This window comes from Paenibacillus chibensis (genome assembly GCF_004001045.1).
In the GTDB taxonomy this organism is placed as follows: Bacteria; Bacillota; Bacilli; order Paenibacillales; family Paenibacillaceae; genus Paenibacillus_AQ; species Paenibacillus_AQ chibensis.
Window position 1 is genome coordinate 230,862 of sequence record NZ_BIMK01000009.1, and the last position, 17,206, is coordinate 248,067.

A 17,206-nucleotide genomic window follows, 5' to 3' on the forward strand; every position below is an offset into this window, starting at 1 on the left:
CCACATCGGTTTCCCTGCCTCTCTGTTCGAATCTGGTTAGAAAAGCCGGGAGATGCGCGAACATCCCCCGACCTTGAATTCGGCATCCATGCCTTAACGTTTATTGAAGCGGTCCAAGGCAGCCTGCTGAATTTTGATGGCGTCTTCAATGCCCATCGCCTCGATCTTCTTCACGTATTTATCGAAGTTGTCGAGCGGTTCGGCGCCCATGATGAATTTCAGGAACATTTCGTCCTTATACGTATTGATGTCCGTCATGATCGAAGCGTACTGCGAGCTTTCGTCCTTGGTCGGCGTGACGAGCGGCATTTTGCGCTCATCGGTCGGCTGGGACCATACTTCAAGCGCATCCCGCTGGTTCGGCAGAGCCAAATACTGCATTTGGAAGTCGTCGCTCAGCACGAACGGCGCGCTCCACGTCGAGCGGTTATGCTTGGCGAACGACTGCTGCAGGCTGACGCCGCTTGGCGGGTTCAGCACGTCCGGCAGGAAGACCGGCTTGCCGTTCTCCATATTGTAGGCTTCGCCTTCCTTCCCGTAATTGAACAACAAATTTCCTTTATCCCCATACGCATAATCAAGCCATTTCACGGTTTCGATCGGATTGGTGTTGCTCGTCGAGATCGCCGCCCCAATGCCGTTCGTCGCAAAATCCTTTTGTCCCCACAGCGGCTTGTCGCCTTTATTCAAGACCGGATACGGAGCGGCAACCAGATTGAAATTCGGGTCCTTGTCTTTCATCAGGTTGGCGTATTTGCCGATGCCGCCGCCGTTATATACCGGAGCCGCGCCGAGCTGGTTGCCCGTCATTTTCGCGTCAAACAGCTTGTCGTTCGGTGCCGCGAAATCTTTATCAAGGAGGCCTTCCTTATACCACTGGTTCATCGTCGTCAAAAATTCCTTGTACTCCGGCTGAATCGGACCGAACTTCACTTGATTGTCGATCTGGTAAAAGCCGTAGTTGATGCCCCAAGCGCCCAGGAACGGCGCATCGATGCCGACATCGTCCTTGGTGAAGTACAGCGGAATTTCATCGGCCTTGCCGTTGCCGTTCGGGTCCTTTTCTTTAAAAGCCGTCAGCACGTCATGCCATTCGCCGATCGTCGTTGGTACCTGGAGACCGAGCTTATCCAGCCAATCCTTGCGGATGGATGGACCGTAGAACACGCGAACCTTTTCCCCACCGCGGAAAAACGGGAACATGTACAGGCTTCCATCGTCCGTCGTCACCTGTTTCTTCCAATCCGGATGCTCTTCCAGCAGCTTCTTCAAATTCGGCGCATATTGATCGATGAGTTCATTGAGCTTAATGATCTTGCTATCCTGGATCGCCTTTTCCGGACCGCCCGGATACCCGATCCATGAGGTTTCGATGACGTCCGGCAGCTTGTCGGAAACCATCATCAGGTTAAACTGCTCGGATGCCTGCGCGGAGTCCGTCGGCGGATGCTGGAAATCGACTTTGACGCCCGTGATGTTTTCGAGCTCTTTATACATCCCCATTTCCGCATAGGTTTTCATCTGAGCCGCCGCCGCTGGATGCATGCTGACCCAATAACTCAGATGCGTAAGCTTTGGCGCTTCTTCTGTCTTGCCTTCCGCGGAAGTGCCCGCTTTGGATTGATCCGTGCCTGAACTGCTTCCGCATGCCGCCAGCGATAACACCAGCGTCGCTGCCAAAAGCGCAGTTCCGATTTTTTTGCCTCTTTTCACCATGTAAGCGCCTCCCTTTTGATCGTTTCCGAATTTCCGGAGCTCGGTTTCGGCTGTTTCCTCCCACCGGTATCCCAAGTATAGGGAACGCCCCCTACTGCAGGATACTGGAACTTTTTCACCGGCCTTAACCTTTCATAAGATTCCGGACTGACGATTTTAATTTGCGTAGATGTATTTTAAGATAAAATTGGTATGAAATGCGAAAGAACCTTGCTGCGCCTGGATTTCCGGCGCGCTTGTAAAACATCAGTCCTCCAGGCGCACGAGCCGGATCGCCCTCAGCTTCACCGGGTCGGCATGCCATATCTCGGTAAATTGCGGCGATGGGTCCTTGAGCCTTGAAGAACCGAGAATCAGCGTTTTGATGCCCGTATCCTTCCACGTGAACGTTCCCAAACGCGACACAACGGCCGTATAGGGATGCTGGCATGACGGCGAATCCAGGTCTGCCTTGTCCTCACCCGGCTCTTTAGCAATTGCTTGACCCTCGGATTCCAGTACGATCGGCTCGGGATAGAGACCTTCCCAATCCTGGTCATGGCGTTTGAAGCTCACGAGCAGCAGCTCGTAGGTTCCGGGTTTGACCAGCTTGAAGTTCCATTCCGCGCTTCGGAATGGGGCTGTGCCGGCAGCTGCGTCGGGCTCCCGGACGAGACGGACCTGCGCGTAAGGCACTTCCAGCTGAAACACACCGTCCGGCAGCTGCGTGAGCGTGCGGTCGAAGTCGTTCTCGCCTTCAAGCTCGAGCGCGATGACCGAGACATACTGATCGGTCGGCTGGGACGGCAGCTGAATCTGCAACATATGAAGATCCAGCGGCTCGTCGTAAAATTGCTCGCAGCTCAGGTTCGTTTGGCTCGCATCGGCCAATGCATACGCTCGAAGCACTCTATTGCGAATGCCGGTAAGGCGCAGGCTGCGCACCGTCCAAGTGTCGTTATGGATGTGAAGATAGACGCGTCCCGGTTTGGTCGTAATCGCACCCCATTCCGGCTCAAATGGAAAAGGGCTGCCGTCCGTTCCGTACACCGCCTCTGCGTTTCGGCGGGTCCATTCCCCAACCTCACGCAGGCGCTCCGCGGAGAGCTCGGGGATTGTTCCCTGCGGCGTCGGCCCGACGTTCAGCAGCAGGTTCCCGCCCTTGCCGATCACGTTCACCAGCTTGCGGATCAGGGTGTCCGCCGTTTTCCAAACCTGATCCTTGGTGGTATAGCCCCAGGATTGGTTCAGCGTCATCGGCGTCTCCCACGGCCGGGCATCCTCCCCGCTCATGCCGATCTCATTGTCCCCCTTGGAAACGAAATCGCCCATGCCCATGTAATGCGACACCCTGGAGTTGATCAGGCAGTCCGGTTGAAGACTTTGCACATGTCGGACGATGTCCTTGCTGTCTTCCTCGGATAGACCTCCGGCGGTATCGAACCAGAGCAGCCCGACCCTTCCATACTCCGTCAGCAGCTCCTTTATCTGAGGCTTCGCCTTGCCTTCCCAATATTCCGGGAAACGCTTCTCCTCCAGCTTGTAATCCCATGTGTTGTTATGCTCTTTATGGAGCGCATGCGGATGATGCCAGTCGATGACATGCGAATAATAAAAGCACAAGACCACGCCAGCCTCCTCACATGCTTCGGCCAGCTCCTTGAGCGGGTCGCGCCCGAACGGCGTCGCATCCGCGATGTTAAAGGCATCCGCCTTCGAACGGTACATAGCGAAGCCGTCATGATGCTTGGCGGTAATCACGATGTACCGCATGCCCGCTTCCTTCGCCAGCGCGACCCACGCCTGCGCATTAAACTCGGTTGGATTGAACTGTTCCCCCAGCTTCTCATATTCCCGGACACGCGTCCGGCTGGCGTACATGAACCATTCCCCCTGCGCCGGAACGGCGTATAATCCCCAATGAATGAACATGCCGAACCTGCCTTGAGTCCACCATGCGGTACGCGGATCACGTTCCATAAGGCGGGTTTGCTTGTTTTTGTCCGTATTTTCCGTTCGATTCAATGCTTCCACGCCCTTTCCTACCAGTATGGCTTCCAGTCTCTGGTAACCCTGACGAGAGCCTCCTGCACGTAATAATCACCCCAGATGCAGCATTCATCCACTCCGTTATTCCCCGGCTTGCTGTATACCGCATGCAGCAAAATGCCGTTCGATTCCGGCGTATGCGTCGTCATATAATTTTCGATGAGGGATTCCAAAATAAGCAGCGCGGCATTTTCATATTGACGTTTGAGCGGATCGATCACAGGAAGGTGCTTGGCTGCCTCGAGTAGTCCGCATACCGCGATCGCAGCTGCGGAGCTGTCCCGTTCCTCCGGTCCTTCCGTGAAGATCAGGTCCCAGTAGCAGACATAATCCGCCGGAAGACGGTTGAGAAAATAGTTCGCGATTTTAGTCGTCAAACCGATCAGCTCGGCTTCTCCGGTATAGCGGTAAGATAGCGGGAAGCCGTAGATCCCCCACGCCTGACCACGTGACCAGCAGGAATCGTCGGCATATCCCTGGGCCGTGGAGCCGTACTTCGGCTGCCCTGTCTCGGTATCCATATAAAACGTATGGAAACTCGATGCGTCCTCGCGGATCAGGTATCGGGCCGACATCCGGACGTGGGAGGCGGCCGCCTCATAAAATTTCGTGTCCCCGGATACCTCACTTGCCCAGTAGAGCAGGGGCAAATTCATCAAGCAATCGATGATCATCCGTCCCTGCTGCTTGGGATCGCTTAAATCACCCCATGCCTGGATGATGCCGGCTTGATCCAAATAGCGGATATACAGCAGCTCGGCAGCGTCCAGCGCGATTTGTTTCGCCTCTTCGTTGCCTGTCAGCTTAAAAGCAGACACGCAGGAAAGAGTGTATAAAAAACCGAGATCATGGGTGTTGGTATACCGTCGTTCCTCCACCCGCTGCCTGAAGCTTTCAATCTGTTTTTCTCCCGCGAGGCGGTATTTTTCATTCCCGGTGGTCTCATAAGCCAGCCACAGCATCCCCGTCCAAAAGGCAGGCGTCCACTCCGTATTTCCGACCTGCCGGTATACGTTACCCGTACTGGCTTCCGACGGGAACGTATCCTTGAAGGTCTCCAGATTGCGGTCGATCTGTCCGTAAATAAACGTCAGCGCCTCCATGCACCGCTCTTTCGTCAGCCTGGGCGCTTGCTCATACTTGCCGGAGGCCAAAATCCCTTCATCCATGACTTGCTTCATGCCTGCAATCCTCCCAGTTCATCAATTGGTTTCGGTTTGAATTGTAGACAGATCCGCCGAGCCAGGCAATCATATCCTTTTCCGGTGCACTTGCGTTTTTACTCATCCCGCCTCAGGTTAAAAAAAGTCGATGCGATTAAAAATCGTTGGTCCACCCTGCCGAATCGCGTATAGGTTAGCTGCTTACGGCATCTTGCAAGCGAACATTCTGTCAAAAACGCAACAGTGAACACAAAAAGGCTGCGCCCGCAACCAAATCGTCCGTGGCACAGCCTCTCTTCAATTAGATTTCCGGAATCGTATCGTCGGATAGCCGCTGCGAGATTCGTTCGACGGGCTTCCGGCTGTCCAAGTATACATGCGCGTAAAAGCAGCGTAAAAGCAGCGTGAAAGCCATGCTTCTTAGTTACTGTGCCGTCCAGCCACCATCAACCAACAGTAAGGTGCCGGTCACCAGGTCGGATGCTGGAGAAGCCAAATAGATGACTGCGCCTGCCACATCCAAGATAGTCCCGATGCGCCCGGCGGGAATACGTGCGAGCACCCCGTCCCGGAACTCGGGAGTATCCAGCCGTTCGGCCGTGCCCGGGGTATAGATAAAGGTCGGACCGACCGCATTGATGTTCACTCCGCGTCCCGACCACTCCAGCGCCAGCGTTTTCGTCAATTGATTTACGCCGCCTTTCGAAGCGCAATAGACGGAGCCGCCGGGAATGCCGACGACGCTCACCTGGGAGCTGACATTGACGATTTTCCCGCTCCCCTGCTTCAGCATGATGCGGCCGGCCGCTTGACAGCTGAAAAAGACTCCCTTCAGATTCACGTCGATCATCTCGTCCCAGTAAGCTTCCGTAACATCCTCCGCCGCCATTTCTTCCCCGAGACCGGCGTTATTAACGAGGATATCCAGTCTTCCGAAATCCTCCGCGACCTGCCCGAACACCGTCCGGATTTGCTCCACATTCCGAATGTCCAGTTCGTAAGCTTTGGCGAAGCCCCCGCTCTCTTCGATTTCATGAACCAAATGCTCCAGCAGATCGAGGCTGCGGGCCGTAACGGCCACCTTGGCTCCAGCTGCCGCTAACGATTTGGCCAATCCGTAGCCGATCCCCTTGCTTGCTCCCGTCACGATCGCGATGTTGTCCTGTATGCTGAAATTAGGCTGCATTGTGAATCCCTCCATGAACAAGATTGATATAACCCGCTCTATGCTACCATTCTAGTAAAGCACGCATCAGACTTAGGCTGGCTTACCTCACATCATACAGACTGCTTCCGAAGATATATTTCTCCTCTTCGAACTCAGCATAAAGCAAATGGTTCTATGATTTACAGTATATAACATTATATCTAATGCCATTGCTTTTTCAGAAACATTTTCAATGTTATTGCGTCTATGGATAGATGAGAAGGAAAAATCCGGCACAACGTTTTGCTGGATAGACCAAAGCTAAGGAGGGTGATTCAATCATGAAAAAACTTACCGCATTAACCCTTGGGATAGCGCTGTCCGCTTCTTTAACCGCCGCAACGCTTACAGCCGGAACGAGCAACGTAAAAGCAGCGCCCGTTAAAGAATGGGTACAGATATCCGCAGGCGTAACCTACTATGGCGAGGTCGGCAACGGAATTCCGAATGGACGGGGCACGATTCATTGGGGCGAGCATAAACAGTATGCTGGTGAATTTGTGAATGGCAAGCGCGAAGGCACAGGCAAATATATCAACGAATATACAGCAGACGGAGAACAGCATAAGGTCGTTTATAATGGAGCCTGGAAACAGGATCAAATGGATGGCAAAGGCACCTCGACCCATCGGGTGACGGAAGCGGACGGTACAGTTCGCTCGAATGAAATTCAGACTGGAACCTTTAAAGGCGGCCTGCTGCAAACCGGGTACGACGTGATTCACGCTTTGGCCGACCCTGATTTCAGCTTCACCTACGTCAGCCCGCAGGAGACGCTTCACATCATGGGAAGCAATCTGGACATGAAAGCGAGCTTTAAAAAAGGACAGATGTTCAGCGCCGATTACACCAAAGGCCCGATCCGCAAAAGCACCTCCATCTTCCCGGCGGACACCGCAGCCGACCAGCGGAAAAACGACGCCGATTTGAAATATTTGAAGAGCATTCAAAGCCACTTGAATCCGTATATCGAGGAGTTCGAACGCCTTTCCAAGCAGGTACCGCTCAAATAATCAGATTCTCTGCCTCTACACGAACAGGCTGCGCATGAAGCGCAGCCTGTTTTTCTTATCATAAAATATGACTTTCCGAAGCAAGGCTACCCGCGTATCCCCGAAAAATCACAAGATCTTTCCGCGAAAGATCGCCGTTACACATTTTACCGTGAATCAGAAGCAGATGACTGAAGACCGTTCAAGATATAGCCGACCGCAAGCTCCGCCGCTTCCTCCGGGGTGTGATTGTCGTTCGAAGGATTCAGGAACGGGTTATTTAGCGTGAACATCAACGTACCCATCACAAAATTGACGGCCATATCGATTGACGGGGAATCGATAACGCCTTTTTCCTTGCAGGCCAGCAAAATGCTCCGGAGCTGCTCCCAAGACGGCAGGAACACATCCTTCAGCATGTCGATCCGCGGGCTTTTGAGCAAAAGCTCCTGCTGCAATATATTAAACAGCTCCTGCTCCTCGTAACGATAGATGACGAATGTCTTGCAAAAAAAGATCAAATCCTGTTTCGGCTCCGACAACGTGAATTCCGAATCCATGAAGGGCAGACGAAGCGGATCGAAAATTTCGTAAAACACGTTTTCCTTACCGCCAAAATGATACGATACCAGCGCCAAGGACACGTTCGCTTCATCGCAGATCTGTCTGACCGTCGTACCGTTAAAACCGTTTTTGGAGAACAGCTTTTTGGCCGCCTGCAGAATCTGGTGTTTGACTTCCTTGTTTTTGTCTTTATCCGTGTTGTTTCGTTTTTGGTCCATAACTATGTTCATACCCCATGCTTCTATATTTGATTAGCCGCTTTAGCCGATATGGATGATCTGTCCATTATATAAGCTGAGCCCGCCTTTGAAAAGCGAAAGGGAGAGGCCTCGCAAATGTATTCATTTGCGAGGCCTCTCCCCTTTTTAGATTCATGACTTTAGATGCAAATGATCAGCTTTTCAAGAAATCAGGCTGCGCAAAGCTCGGGTTCGGATACTTGTAGAAGCCTTCCCCCGTTGCCGCTCCCAATTTGCCTTGATCGATATAATCCTCTTTCAATATCTTCGCGATTTTTTCGAAAATTTCGTCTCCTGTCGCTTTCGCTTTAGCCAGTCCGATATTGTAGGCGGTATTAATGCCTACGACGTCCAGAATGGCGAACGGTCCCATCGGCGCGCCGGTGGCAACCATCCAGGTTTTGTCGATCGTTTCGACGTCGGCGACTTCCTTCACGAGCAGCTGCTGGGCAGCATCCAGCAAAGGCACCAGCAAGGAATTCAGGATGTACCCAGGCTGCTCTTTGTGAATCGGCAGCGCAACCATGCCAATGGCTTTGGCAAATGCAATGACATCCTCGAAAACAGCCATGTCCGTGCCCGGATGCTTCATGATTTCCGCGGTATTATTCTTCCAGATTTCATTCGCAAAGTGCAGCGCCAAAAACTTCTCCGGACGGCCGGTCGCTTCAGCAAATTGGCTAGGCAATAGCGTCGAGGAATTCGTCGCGAACACGGTGTTTGCAGGCGCGCATTGACCAAGCTGCTTGTAAAAATCGGTTTTGATCTGCACGACTTCCGGAATGGCTTCAATCACCAAGTCGGCGTTTGCAGCAGCGGCAGACAGATCGCTGTTGAACTTCATGCGGTCAAATGCAGCATTGACCTGTGCCTCCGTAGCGCCCAGATCCGCCTGGTAACGGGACTTCAGGTTAAGAATTCGATCCTTGGCACGCTCCAGCGCCTCGTCGTTAATGTCGTATACGGTCACGTTAAAACCTTTAAAGGCAATTTGATAAGCAATTTGGCTGCCCAGCACTCCGCTGCCGGCAACGGTAATGTTATTGAAATTCATTGCTGTTCCCTCTTTCGTTGATATGGGTAATTAGATGAACGTCATATTAAACACTTGTTTTGAACGTTTATTTTAAACAAGTGTTTAATTCATAATCTACATTCTTTAATATCGATTGTCAAATGAAAATCATTCTAATAAATAGCAATGATTTCCTTCGACATGCTTTGATATACAAAGACCGGATCACGATTTCGTGATCCGGTCTTGTAACAGGATTGCAGCCTCATTTTTTAATTGTAGTTATCCATCAGAGAGTTTACGGATTCCTCCATCGTTTCCAGATCGGTGGAACCAATGATTTCATCGATCAATTCGCCTCTGGAGTTCACGAAATACATCGCCGGAAAGCCTTGCCCTCCAAAGTAATCGTATACCTCCTGCGTTTCATCCAGCAATACCGGATAAGTAATGCCGTATTGATTCACATAATTACGGACTTCCGCAGGATCATCCCGTTTAATCAGGTTGATGCCGTACACATTTAAACGGTCTTTGTATTTATCATAAAGCGAGACCACTTTAGGGGCATCCTCATTGCAATAAGGACACCAGGAGGTAAAGAACACAACGATCGTTGGTTTCTCCGCAAAGTTGATCACTTTCTTATCTTCTGTATTCAGCTCTTTCAATTGAATCGCTGTTGCAGATATGAATGCTTTATCGGCCTCTTGGCTGTTTACGTTTGTCACGACAACATACAAACAGGCCATCACAGCAGCGATGACAATGATACAAGCAATCAGACTGGACATTTTCTTCAAGCAATCCCGCACCTTCCATGGGTAAAAGATCAATGATTCGGCAAGGTATGTTTATCCGATCGTTTCGACGATATTTCCCTCTTGATCTTTAATATGGGTCGGAACGATTTGAATGGCCGTACCTCTGATCGCAGAAAGTTCAAACGTGCTTTCCTTGGGAAGCAGATACCGGCAAACTTCCGCAGCTGTCTGCTCATTAAGCGTCATTCGAACCTCATCATCCTGGAAGTGGCATTCTGCTTGGGTTCCCGGTTCAAACACAGCCCTGATCTCTGGGCCTACCAAGGTCAGACTTTTTCCCTTCAGAATACGCCCTCTCAGCAGCTTTCCGATAATTCCGGCCTGCTTAGCCCCAAGGCTCAGAATGGAAGGGGTTTTACTAAACAGGCTCTTTTTGCCGGGTGTCCAAGCCAATTGGTCCACATACAGGAAACCGGTACTGGAGCCTTCCTCCTCCATCCCTTTGCTCACTGCTTCGGAAACGTCCGGATGCAGAAGCACCGAACCACGCTGTACATCCGTTACATATTGCGGGAAATGCTCCAACCCGACACGAAGGACTCCGAGCGTATTCCATGTTTGCATCGCTTCCATTTCATCTCGGGTAATGCCCACCATCTGCAAAAACTCCACGTGGCAATTAGGCGTATCCATCGGTGGAAGTTCGGGATCTTGAATGAAAGCAAGCGCTGTGAGAAGGGTGTCGGAACCCAGGCAAATCGGCCCGTTCGCATCCAAATAATCCCCCGATCTGAAGATGTTGCCGCTGTTGAACACGTATCTCCCCATGTTTTGAAGCAAGTTCAGAGCCCATGCCGGCGGCTCTTCCTCCTCTTCACTTCGGGTTAGCCGGAACGTTAATTCGAATCCGTAGCCGCTGTGCTCCGCCATATCGGACTCTTTGGCATACAGCTCCGAAAAACCATAGGTTACGAAGTGCCAATGCGGCACCCCGGATTCACTCTTATACGCGCTGATTCCGTCCAAAGGATCTTGCCCGCCAAGCGAATAAGGAAGGAGCGTGCCGTAATGCTTGGGTTCCTGCTGTCCATAAATTCCAGCCATTCTCTGATCGATCGCATCCCATCCGGATGTATTGTTCTCCTCGCTCATCTCTCTTTTCTCCTTTCGATTCGCCTAAGTCAGCCTCTGGCAAACGACAGTTACCTACTCATTTATGTACCGCAAACGAAAAAATCAGGAAATCGGACTCCCCTCACATTTATTGGCACAGATCGTTCGCCGGGGGGGATCCTAACCTGAATCATGATCAGTATAAAGCAGTACAAATCACCCAATCAATTTTTTTCCAGTTCCGTCATTCAAATCAATCCGTTCGTCCTAGAAAAGCTAGTCTATTTTACCTATCGAAAATAAACAACTGCGTATTCCCACGCGCAACTTTTCCGTAAGTCATCCCGTTTGGCCCAGGAATGGATTTCCAATAATATATTGACAATCGATATATTATTATTTATTATATCGACATACGATATATCGTGATTCGTAATAAGCGAATGGAGGAAATCAGGTGAATAAATGGAACGACATGCTTCCTCTAACTGAAGCCTTTTACTATATCCTCATTGCATTATACCGGGAACCTTCCCATGGATACGGTATCATGCAGGACACCGAGCAAATGAGCGGGGGCAGAGTTAAAATCGGGGCTGGCACGCTGTATACCGCGCTTAACACGCTGCTGAACAAAGGATGGATCGACCATTTCCCCGTACCCGAAGGCACGGACTCGCGGCGGAAAATGTATCAGATTACCCCGGAAGGCAAAAGGGCTGCCGCGGCGGAAATGGTCCGTCTGGAAGAAATGTTGATGGCTGGACGCCAAATCATGTCGAGCGAAATGGAGTGATCATCCGTGGAAGAACAATTGGAGAAGCGTTATCGTTTAAATTTAAGCTGGGATTACGAAAAGGAGGAACAATGGATTAATCAGCTATCCGCCCAAGGGCTTCATTTAATGAAACCCGGCACTGTAAAGAGCTGGTTCAAAAAGGATCCTTCCGTCAGATATTCATATTGCCTGGATTACCAACCAGGGTTAAAGAGGGGCGCTTCCATGCAGGATTATCTCCAGCTGTATCAAGACGCGGGCTGGGAATACGTAACCTCCTACAATGGAATATGGCATTACTTTCGCAAGATCTGGGAGCCTGCCCCCACTCCCAAGCTGTACACCGACCAGGAATCTCTTGCCGGCCAGTACCAAAAAATGCAGCGGATCCTGTCCGTCGTGTTATGTTCCAATGTCATGATTTTTATCATCGTGATGACGATTCTACTCTTACGTTGGCAAAGCATGCTGTGGACTATCGCGCTTCCCGTCACGATTCTGTACATTTTGCTGTTCATTCTGTTAGGATATGGATATCGACGGGCAGGCAGTAAAATCAAACAATTATCGGACCGCTTCTGAGGCCTTCATTGATGTATTATATTTTCGAATTAAAAAGGAGCTAAGCGTGGATCATTTGAAAAGGAAAACTCAAATTCATATCCAGCCATGGACAGATCCGTATCTCGAATTGCTGTTTCGCTTGAACGCGCCGGAAATGCTGGAGCATCTCGGCGGACCGGAGAACGATGAACAGGTGGAAGAACGCCACCGCAGATACCTGCGCTTAACGGAGGACAACAAGGGCTGCATGTATGGCATCCATTTTGAAGGCATCCCCGAACCGGTCGGTAACGTCGGTTACTGGGACAGCACCTGGAACGGAGATTCGATCTACGAAATCGGCTGGGGCGTACTCCCTGCTTACCAGAATAAAGGTATCGCTTCGGCTGCAGCAGCAGCCGCCATCGAAGAGGCAAGAAAGCAGCACAAGCACCGCTTTGTTCACGCTTTTCCATCAGTCGATCATCCCGCTTCGAACGGCATTTGCCGAAAGCTTGGCTTCACGTTAATATCCGAATGTGATTTCGAATACCCTAAAGGTTCTTTTATGCGCTGCAACGATTGGCGCCTGGAACTTTGAAACATGCCAAAACAGCGGCTGAACGAAGACATACCATGTCGATCGTCAGCCGCTGCTGCTGTTTACAGGGACTCTTTCGTCTATATCGTCTCTATCGTCTCTATTGTGTCCATGCTCCGTTATTTCAATATGTTTTTGAATGCTTCGGTTTGCTGCTTGATGCCGACCTCGGTCGCAAAGCGTTCAATGCTGGACGCTCCGAAAAATCCTTCCACGCCTTTGGTTTTAGACAGTACGTATTCCGCGTCTCCCGGCTCGGCAATCGGTCCGCCGTGGCAGAGAATCATGATGTCCGGATTCACGGCTTTGCCCGCGTCGCAGATCGCCTGGATTTTATCCACGCAATCATCCAGCGTCAGCGCGGTTTTGGCGCCGATGGTTCCTTTGGTCGTGAGCCCCATGTGGGCCACGAGGATGTCCGCCCCGGCTTCCGCCATCTTTTTCGCCTGATCCACGTCGAACACGTATGGCGTCGTCAGCAGATCGAGTTCATGCGCCTTGCGGATCATGTCGACCTCCAGGTCGTATCCCATGCCTGTTTCTTCCAGGTTCGCACGGAATACGCCGTCGATCAGTCCCACGGTCGGGAAGTTCTGGACACCGGCAAATCCCTGCTCTTTGAGCTGCTTCAGGAAAATATCCATGATGCGGAATGGATCGGTACCGCATACCCCTGCTAGCACAGGCGTATCTTTGACGACGGGAAGAACCTCGTTCCCCATGTCCACCACGATCTGATTAGCGTCTCCGTAGGCCATCAAGCCTGCAAGGGAACCGCGGCCAGCCATCCGGTAACGGCCCGAATTGTAGATGATGATCAAATCAACGCCGCCTGCTTCCGCGCTCTTCGCGGAAATCCCGGTGCCTGCTCCCGCTCCCAACAGCACGTTTCCTGCTGCAACCTCCGCTTTTAATTCCGTCAAAATTTCTTGTCTTGTTTTCATCGTATGTTTCCTCCATCCATATGGATTAGTTTGCGCTCGCCTGGCTCTCTTTTTGTTTGATCAGCTCGATAAGCCGCTTGGCAGCCGCGAGGGCAAAAGCCTGATCATTGATGTCCGTATCCATTTCGATCAATTGAACGACGTCCGGGTTGATCTGCTGACGAAGCGTCTCGAACAGTGCGGAATCTTCTTCGGCTCCCTCGAAGGGTTCTCCGGTTACATCCAGCATAGATACGCCCTTCAGCGGAAGCATTAATACGGTCTGACCCTGCGCTTGATTCAGTTTCCCGGCAATGATCTCGCCTAATTTGCGGTTCTCCTCTACGGTGGTCCGCATCAGCGTGACCGACGGATTATGCTTGTACAGATTCCGTCCTTTAAACGCTTCCGGAACGGAATCATAGGGGCCGAAGTTAACCATGTCCAGTGCTCCTGTCGATACGACCTGAGGCACTTTGCAGCGTCCTGCCGCTTCAAGGCGGTGAGGACCGGCGGCGAGGACACCGCCAACCAACTCATCGCACCATTCGGTTGTCGTCAGATCGAGCACTCCGTCAATGAATCCGCCTTCGACCAAGCTCTCCATCGTTTTGCCGCCCGTGCCGGTGGCATGGAAAACGAGAACCTCGTATCCCTGCTCCTCCAGATACTCCCTGGCGTAGGTGACGCATGGCGTAGTGACGCCGAACATCGTCGCGGCAATCAGCGGCTTTTTATCGCGCGGAGGCTCGGATTCGAACTGCACCATACCGGCCATGGCATGAGCGGCATTGGTGAATATTTTCGTCGAGAACGAATTCAGTCCCGCCACGTCCACGATGGAGGGGAACATGATAATGTCGCTCGTGCCCACATAAGGCTCGGTGTTACCGGATGCAACCGTGGACACCATCAGCTTGGGAACACCAATCGGAAGTGCTCGCATGCCGGCGGTCACAATCGATGTTCCCCCCGTTCCGCCAAAGGACAGGATACCGTCGAACTTGCCTTCCGCATACAGCTTCGGTATGAGCTTCTCCATGCCTCTGGCCAAAGCCTCCGTGCCTTCCGCACGGTCCTTCTTGGCGGCAATATCATGGATATCAAAGCCGGCGGCACCTGCCACTTCCGTATTGGACACGTCCGGGGTAAACGCAGGCTCGAATACGCCGCTGTGTATCGTGAACGTGTGCGAACCCAAGCTTTCAATGACCGATTTTACATATAAGAATTCCGCGCCTTTAGAATCGAATGTTCCCGCAATGGCTATCGTTTTCACCGTATAACCTCCTTCGAATAACTGCGATCAGGAACCGCGGCTCAGCCGTTCGGAACAGCGCCGTGAACCTTGACATCCTCATAATACAGCGCTTTCATCTTAAAGTAATCGTATTCTTGTATGATCTTTATGTATATTTGTCTTATGAATGGATTTCAGGCGAATTTGTCGCTTCTTTACGATAGTTCTGCGGGGTCATTCCCGTGTATTTTTTAAAGGTTTTGCTGAAATGGACATAATCGGGATAGCCCACAAGCTCCGCGATCCGGGTTAACGAGAGCTGGGTATGCTTCATCACGTCCTGCGCTTTGTGAATGCGGAATTTGGCAAGATACTCTGGAAAGGTACAGCCCACTTCCTTATTGAATAAGGCGCTGAGATGCGTCCGCGACACATGAATCCGGTCAGCCAGCTCGGTTAACGAAATGTTATGCATATATTGCCCGGCAATATACTCTTTCACGTATGCGACGTAATCATAAGGCTCTTCCGTACGGCTCAGCATGTCCATCAGCTGACGGTCCTGCTCCAGATGTCCCGTGATTTTGAAGCGGTGCGTCGTCTCCACGATCGCTTCTTCCGTCGGAATCCGTTCAAAGCTGGAGCCTCCCACGTAGCCCATCGCCGATGTATTGTCATACATATACTGCACATCGATCGGGGTATGAACCGGTCCGCCGTAGACGAGTTTAATAGGGGCTTGTCCGGATGCATCGCATGCGGCAAAAATTTGCCTGGCGATTTCCGCCCCCTTTTCCAGGGACCACACCTTTTTCGTTCCCATCCGTCCGCCGGCGGTCACCCCTAAATGAGCGCAAATGCAGTCGGCCCCAGCCTCGATCATCAGTCCCGCCTGCTCTGCGTTAAAGACGAAGGCGATCGTAAACATGTCCTTCTCATGCGCAATGCGGACAGCCTCGACCTCCTGCAGATAGGATATCCCGTCTTCCTCCAGCGCTTCGCGAAATTGGCCGTCAATGAGTCCAAGCGTGGGATAATTAATCATGCCCGAGAAGCCGCTACGATGGATCTTATCTAAATAGGAGGATAACTCAATCGTCGGATCCGTTCCGCAAAATCCGAAAATGACGGGCGCGTCGCCGACCACAGATAAAATTTCGCGCGCTCCGAATTCCATGACCATATCATTGCAATTCGCAAAGGGCATCAATCCGGCTATGGAACCCAGCCCCATCTGCCGAAAACGCCCCGAGTTGAGCGCGAGTATCAGGTCCGCGCCTCCCTTTACGGCATACTTGGCCGAAATACCCGCTCCAACGGCTGCGCCAATCAAGTGTTCACCCTCATGTATCAATGCATGCAGCCTTGATAAAGTCCGTTCTCTTTGAGTAACCAATTGCATAATCCCCTTCACTTCTGATCAAACGCTCTAGATTATCATGAGATGCTCTACATTATATTATAAGGGATTATGATCCGCTCACCTAATGGCTTGCATTTCCTTTTTGGTCACGACTCTCTCACAACCTTGTCCTGCAAATCATGTTAAAATACACAATGTGAATCATTACAGGACTTCGGAGAAAGTGGAGCATGGAGCCATGTCAAAAAGCAAACTGTCTTACGGCCTGCTGGTCGCTATTGTAATCATATTTTTGGTCTATATTGCATTCATGCAGTTGATGCAGGATCCGCAGGCAGATGTTTTTCTCGGGTTCAAGACCCGCCTGAACCATCCCCTGAACGTGCCGTTCTGGCTGATCGCGTTAAGAGTTCATGTCGCGTTTGCCGCGGTAGGCATGATTTCGGGAGCCATTAATTTTTCAAAAAGAACAAGACAACATCATCCGAGGTTTCATCGATGGAACGGCTATCTGTATGTCGCAACCGTCATGATGGTCGGATTGACGTCTGGCTACATGGCCCCGTATGCAACGGGGGGAAGAGCCGTCAGTATCGCATTCAACATCCTGACCATGCTGTGGCCTGCGTTTACCCTGATCGCCATCATTCAGATTCGCAAGCACCGCTTGGAAAGCCACCGCAAATGGATGATCCGGAGCTATGCTTACTGCTTTACGAATATGACCGTGCATCTGCTGACGTTTGCGATCCGATCCATCACGGGATGGTCCTATCCGGTTAGCTATTCGATCGGCGTATATGCCGCCATTCCGCTGCTCTTTATCACGGCGGAAGTCGTCATCCGAACCCAGCGGAGTATGACTGACCTCTAAAGAAACTGCGATTCCCCATTGTTAAAAAGCCGCATTTCTGCGGCTTTATCCCGTTTATCAATAATCCAAGCTTTCCATTGTAT

16 protein-coding genes are annotated in these 17,206 nt (G+C 51.4%); 5 read left to right on the forward strand and 11 right to left on the reverse strand.

All coding sequences use genetic code 11. The features are described 5' to 3' along the window. Positions 1 to 93 precede the first annotated feature (93 nt). The 4 genes from PCH05_RS09745 to PCH05_RS09760 form a co-directional block, all read right to left on the reverse strand. Complete coding sequence (locus PCH05_RS09745; protein ID WP_127602220.1) at positions 94 to 1,716, reverse strand: ABC transporter substrate-binding protein; 1,623 nt, start codon at positions 1,714 to 1,716, stop codon at positions 94 to 96. A 246-nt stretch (positions 1,717 to 1,962) separates the two neighbouring features. Further along, positions 1,963 to 3,729, reverse strand: a complete 1,767-nt coding sequence (locus tag PCH05_RS09750) for an alpha-L-fucosidase (protein ID WP_246049437.1) — start codon at positions 3,727 to 3,729, stop codon at positions 1,963 to 1,965. Between the two features lie 8 nt (positions 3,730 to 3,737). Beyond that, entirely contained in the window at positions 3,738 to 4,925 is a 1,188-nt protein-coding gene (locus PCH05_RS09755; protein ID WP_127602187.1) for a glycoside hydrolase family 88 protein, read from the reverse strand. A 406-nt stretch (positions 4,926 to 5,331) separates the two neighbouring features. Continuing rightward, complete coding sequence (locus PCH05_RS09760) at positions 5,332 to 6,093, reverse strand: SDR family NAD(P)-dependent oxidoreductase (protein WP_127602188.1); 762 nt, start codon at positions 6,091 to 6,093, stop codon at positions 5,332 to 5,334. A 302-nt stretch (positions 6,094 to 6,395) separates the two neighbouring features. Between PCH05_RS09760 and PCH05_RS09765 the strand changes: the two genes are divergently transcribed. Beyond that, on the forward strand, positions 6,396 to 7,127 hold the full coding sequence (locus PCH05_RS09765) for an MORN repeat-containing protein (RefSeq protein ID WP_127602189.1): 732 nt from the start codon (positions 6,396 to 6,398) through the stop codon (positions 7,125 to 7,127). Between the two features lie 146 nt (positions 7,128 to 7,273). Here PCH05_RS09765 and PCH05_RS09770 read toward each other — a convergent pair whose 3' ends face one another. From PCH05_RS09770 to PCH05_RS09785, 4 genes are all read right to left on the reverse strand, one after another. Further along, positions 7,274 to 7,888, reverse strand: a complete 615-nt coding sequence (locus tag PCH05_RS09770) for a TetR/AcrR family transcriptional regulator (RefSeq protein ID WP_246049438.1) — start codon at positions 7,886 to 7,888, stop codon at positions 7,274 to 7,276. A 175-nt stretch (positions 7,889 to 8,063) separates the two neighbouring features. Further along, complete coding sequence (locus tag PCH05_RS09775; RefSeq protein ID WP_127602191.1) at positions 8,064 to 8,963, reverse strand: 3-hydroxyacyl-CoA dehydrogenase; 900 nt, start codon at positions 8,961 to 8,963, stop codon at positions 8,064 to 8,066. 233 nt (positions 8,964 to 9,196) lie between these two features. Then, complete coding sequence (locus tag PCH05_RS09780) at positions 9,197 to 9,718, reverse strand: TlpA family protein disulfide reductase (RefSeq protein ID WP_127602192.1); 522 nt, start codon at positions 9,716 to 9,718, stop codon at positions 9,197 to 9,199. 60 nt (positions 9,719 to 9,778) lie between these two features. After that, the gene (locus tag PCH05_RS09785) at positions 9,779 to 10,840 is read right to left on the reverse strand and encodes a suppressor of fused domain protein (RefSeq protein WP_127602193.1); all 1,062 of its coding nucleotides are present in this window, start codon (positions 10,838 to 10,840) and stop codon (positions 9,779 to 9,781) included. Between the two features lie 418 nt (positions 10,841 to 11,258). On the opposite strand from PCH05_RS09785, the gene PCH05_RS09790 reads away from it, so the two are divergent. Genes PCH05_RS09790 through PCH05_RS09800 form a run of 3 tightly spaced genes read left to right on the forward strand, consistent with a single transcriptional unit; the run spans position 11,259 to position 12,723 of the window. Then, positions 11,259 to 11,597: a PadR family transcriptional regulator gene (locus PCH05_RS09790; RefSeq protein ID WP_307719522.1), complete on the forward strand. Its 339-nt coding sequence runs from the start codon at positions 11,259 to 11,261 to the stop codon at positions 11,595 to 11,597. Between the two features lie 6 nt (positions 11,598 to 11,603). Further along, positions 11,604 to 12,161 (forward strand): DUF2812 domain-containing protein, encoded by a 558-nt coding sequence (locus PCH05_RS09795; RefSeq protein ID WP_127602194.1) that lies wholly within the window; start codon positions 11,604 to 11,606, stop codon positions 12,159 to 12,161. Positions 12,162 to 12,216: 55 nt separating this feature from the next. Then, on the forward strand, positions 12,217 to 12,723 hold the full coding sequence (locus PCH05_RS09800) for a GNAT family N-acetyltransferase (protein ID WP_246049439.1): 507 nt from the start codon (positions 12,217 to 12,219) through the stop codon (positions 12,721 to 12,723). 119 nt (positions 12,724 to 12,842) lie between these two features. On the opposite strand, the gene PCH05_RS09805 is transcribed toward PCH05_RS09800, so the two are convergent. The 3 genes from PCH05_RS09805 to PCH05_RS09815 form a co-directional block, all read right to left on the reverse strand. Then, positions 12,843 to 13,667 (reverse strand): phosphoenolpyruvate hydrolase family protein, encoded by an 825-nt coding sequence (locus tag PCH05_RS09805; RefSeq protein ID WP_127602196.1) that lies wholly within the window; start codon positions 13,665 to 13,667, stop codon positions 12,843 to 12,845. A 25-nt stretch (positions 13,668 to 13,692) separates the two neighbouring features. Next, positions 13,693 to 14,925, reverse strand: a complete 1,233-nt coding sequence (locus PCH05_RS09810) for a Tm-1-like ATP-binding domain-containing protein (protein ID WP_127602197.1) — start codon at positions 14,923 to 14,925, stop codon at positions 13,693 to 13,695. A gap of 142 nt (positions 14,926 to 15,067) precedes the next feature. Further along, a complete protein-coding gene (locus PCH05_RS09815) occupies positions 15,068 to 16,288 on the reverse strand; it encodes a phosphoenolpyruvate hydrolase family protein (RefSeq protein ID WP_127602198.1) in 1,221 nt (406 codons plus the stop codon). Between the two features lie 199 nt (positions 16,289 to 16,487). Between PCH05_RS09815 and PCH05_RS09820 the strand changes: the two genes are divergently transcribed. Further along, positions 16,488 to 17,123 (forward strand): DUF2306 domain-containing protein, encoded by a 636-nt coding sequence (locus PCH05_RS09820; RefSeq protein WP_127602199.1) that lies wholly within the window; start codon positions 16,488 to 16,490, stop codon positions 17,121 to 17,123. Positions 17,124 to 17,206 lie beyond the last annotated feature (83 nt).

Bases quoted from the DNA above. Each gene is read 5' to 3' on its own strand.
- PCH05_RS09745 (WP_127602220.1), bottom strand. From the start codon at position 1,716: ATGGTGAAAAGAGGCAAAAAAATCGGAACTGCGCTTTTGGCAGCGACG.
- PCH05_RS09755 (WP_127602187.1), bottom strand. From the start codon at position 4,925: ATGAAGCAAGTCATGGATGAAGGGATTTTGGCCTCCGGCAAGTATGAG.
- PCH05_RS09760 (WP_127602188.1), bottom strand. From the start codon at position 6,093: ATGCAGCCTAATTTCAGCATACAGGACAACATCGCGATCGTGACGGGA.
- PCH05_RS09765 (WP_127602189.1), top strand. From the start codon at position 6,396: ATGAAAAAACTTACCGCATTAACCCTTGGGATAGCGCTGTCCGCTTCT.
- PCH05_RS09770 (WP_246049438.1), bottom strand. From the start codon at position 7,888: ATGGACCAAAAACGAAACAACACGGATAAAGACAAAAACAAGGAAGTC.
- PCH05_RS09775 (WP_127602191.1), bottom strand. From the start codon at position 8,963: ATGAATTTCAATAACATTACCGTTGCCGGCAGCGGAGTGCTGGGCAGC.
- PCH05_RS09780 (WP_127602192.1), bottom strand. From the start codon at position 9,718: ATGTCCAGTCTGATTGCTTGTATCATTGTCATCGCTGCTGTGATGGCC.
- PCH05_RS09785 (WP_127602193.1), bottom strand. From the start codon at position 10,840: ATGAGCGAGGAGAACAATACATCCGGATGGGATGCGATCGATCAGAGA.
- PCH05_RS09805 (WP_127602196.1), bottom strand. From the start codon at position 13,667: ATGAAAACAAGACAAGAAATTTTGACGGAATTAAAAGCGGAGGTTGCA.
- PCH05_RS09815 (WP_127602198.1), bottom strand. From the start codon at position 16,288: ATGCAATTGGTTACTCAAAGAGAACGGACTTTATCAAGGCTGCATGCA.
- PCH05_RS09820 (WP_127602199.1), top strand. From the start codon at position 16,488: ATGTCAAAAAGCAAACTGTCTTACGGCCTGCTGGTCGCTATTGTAATC.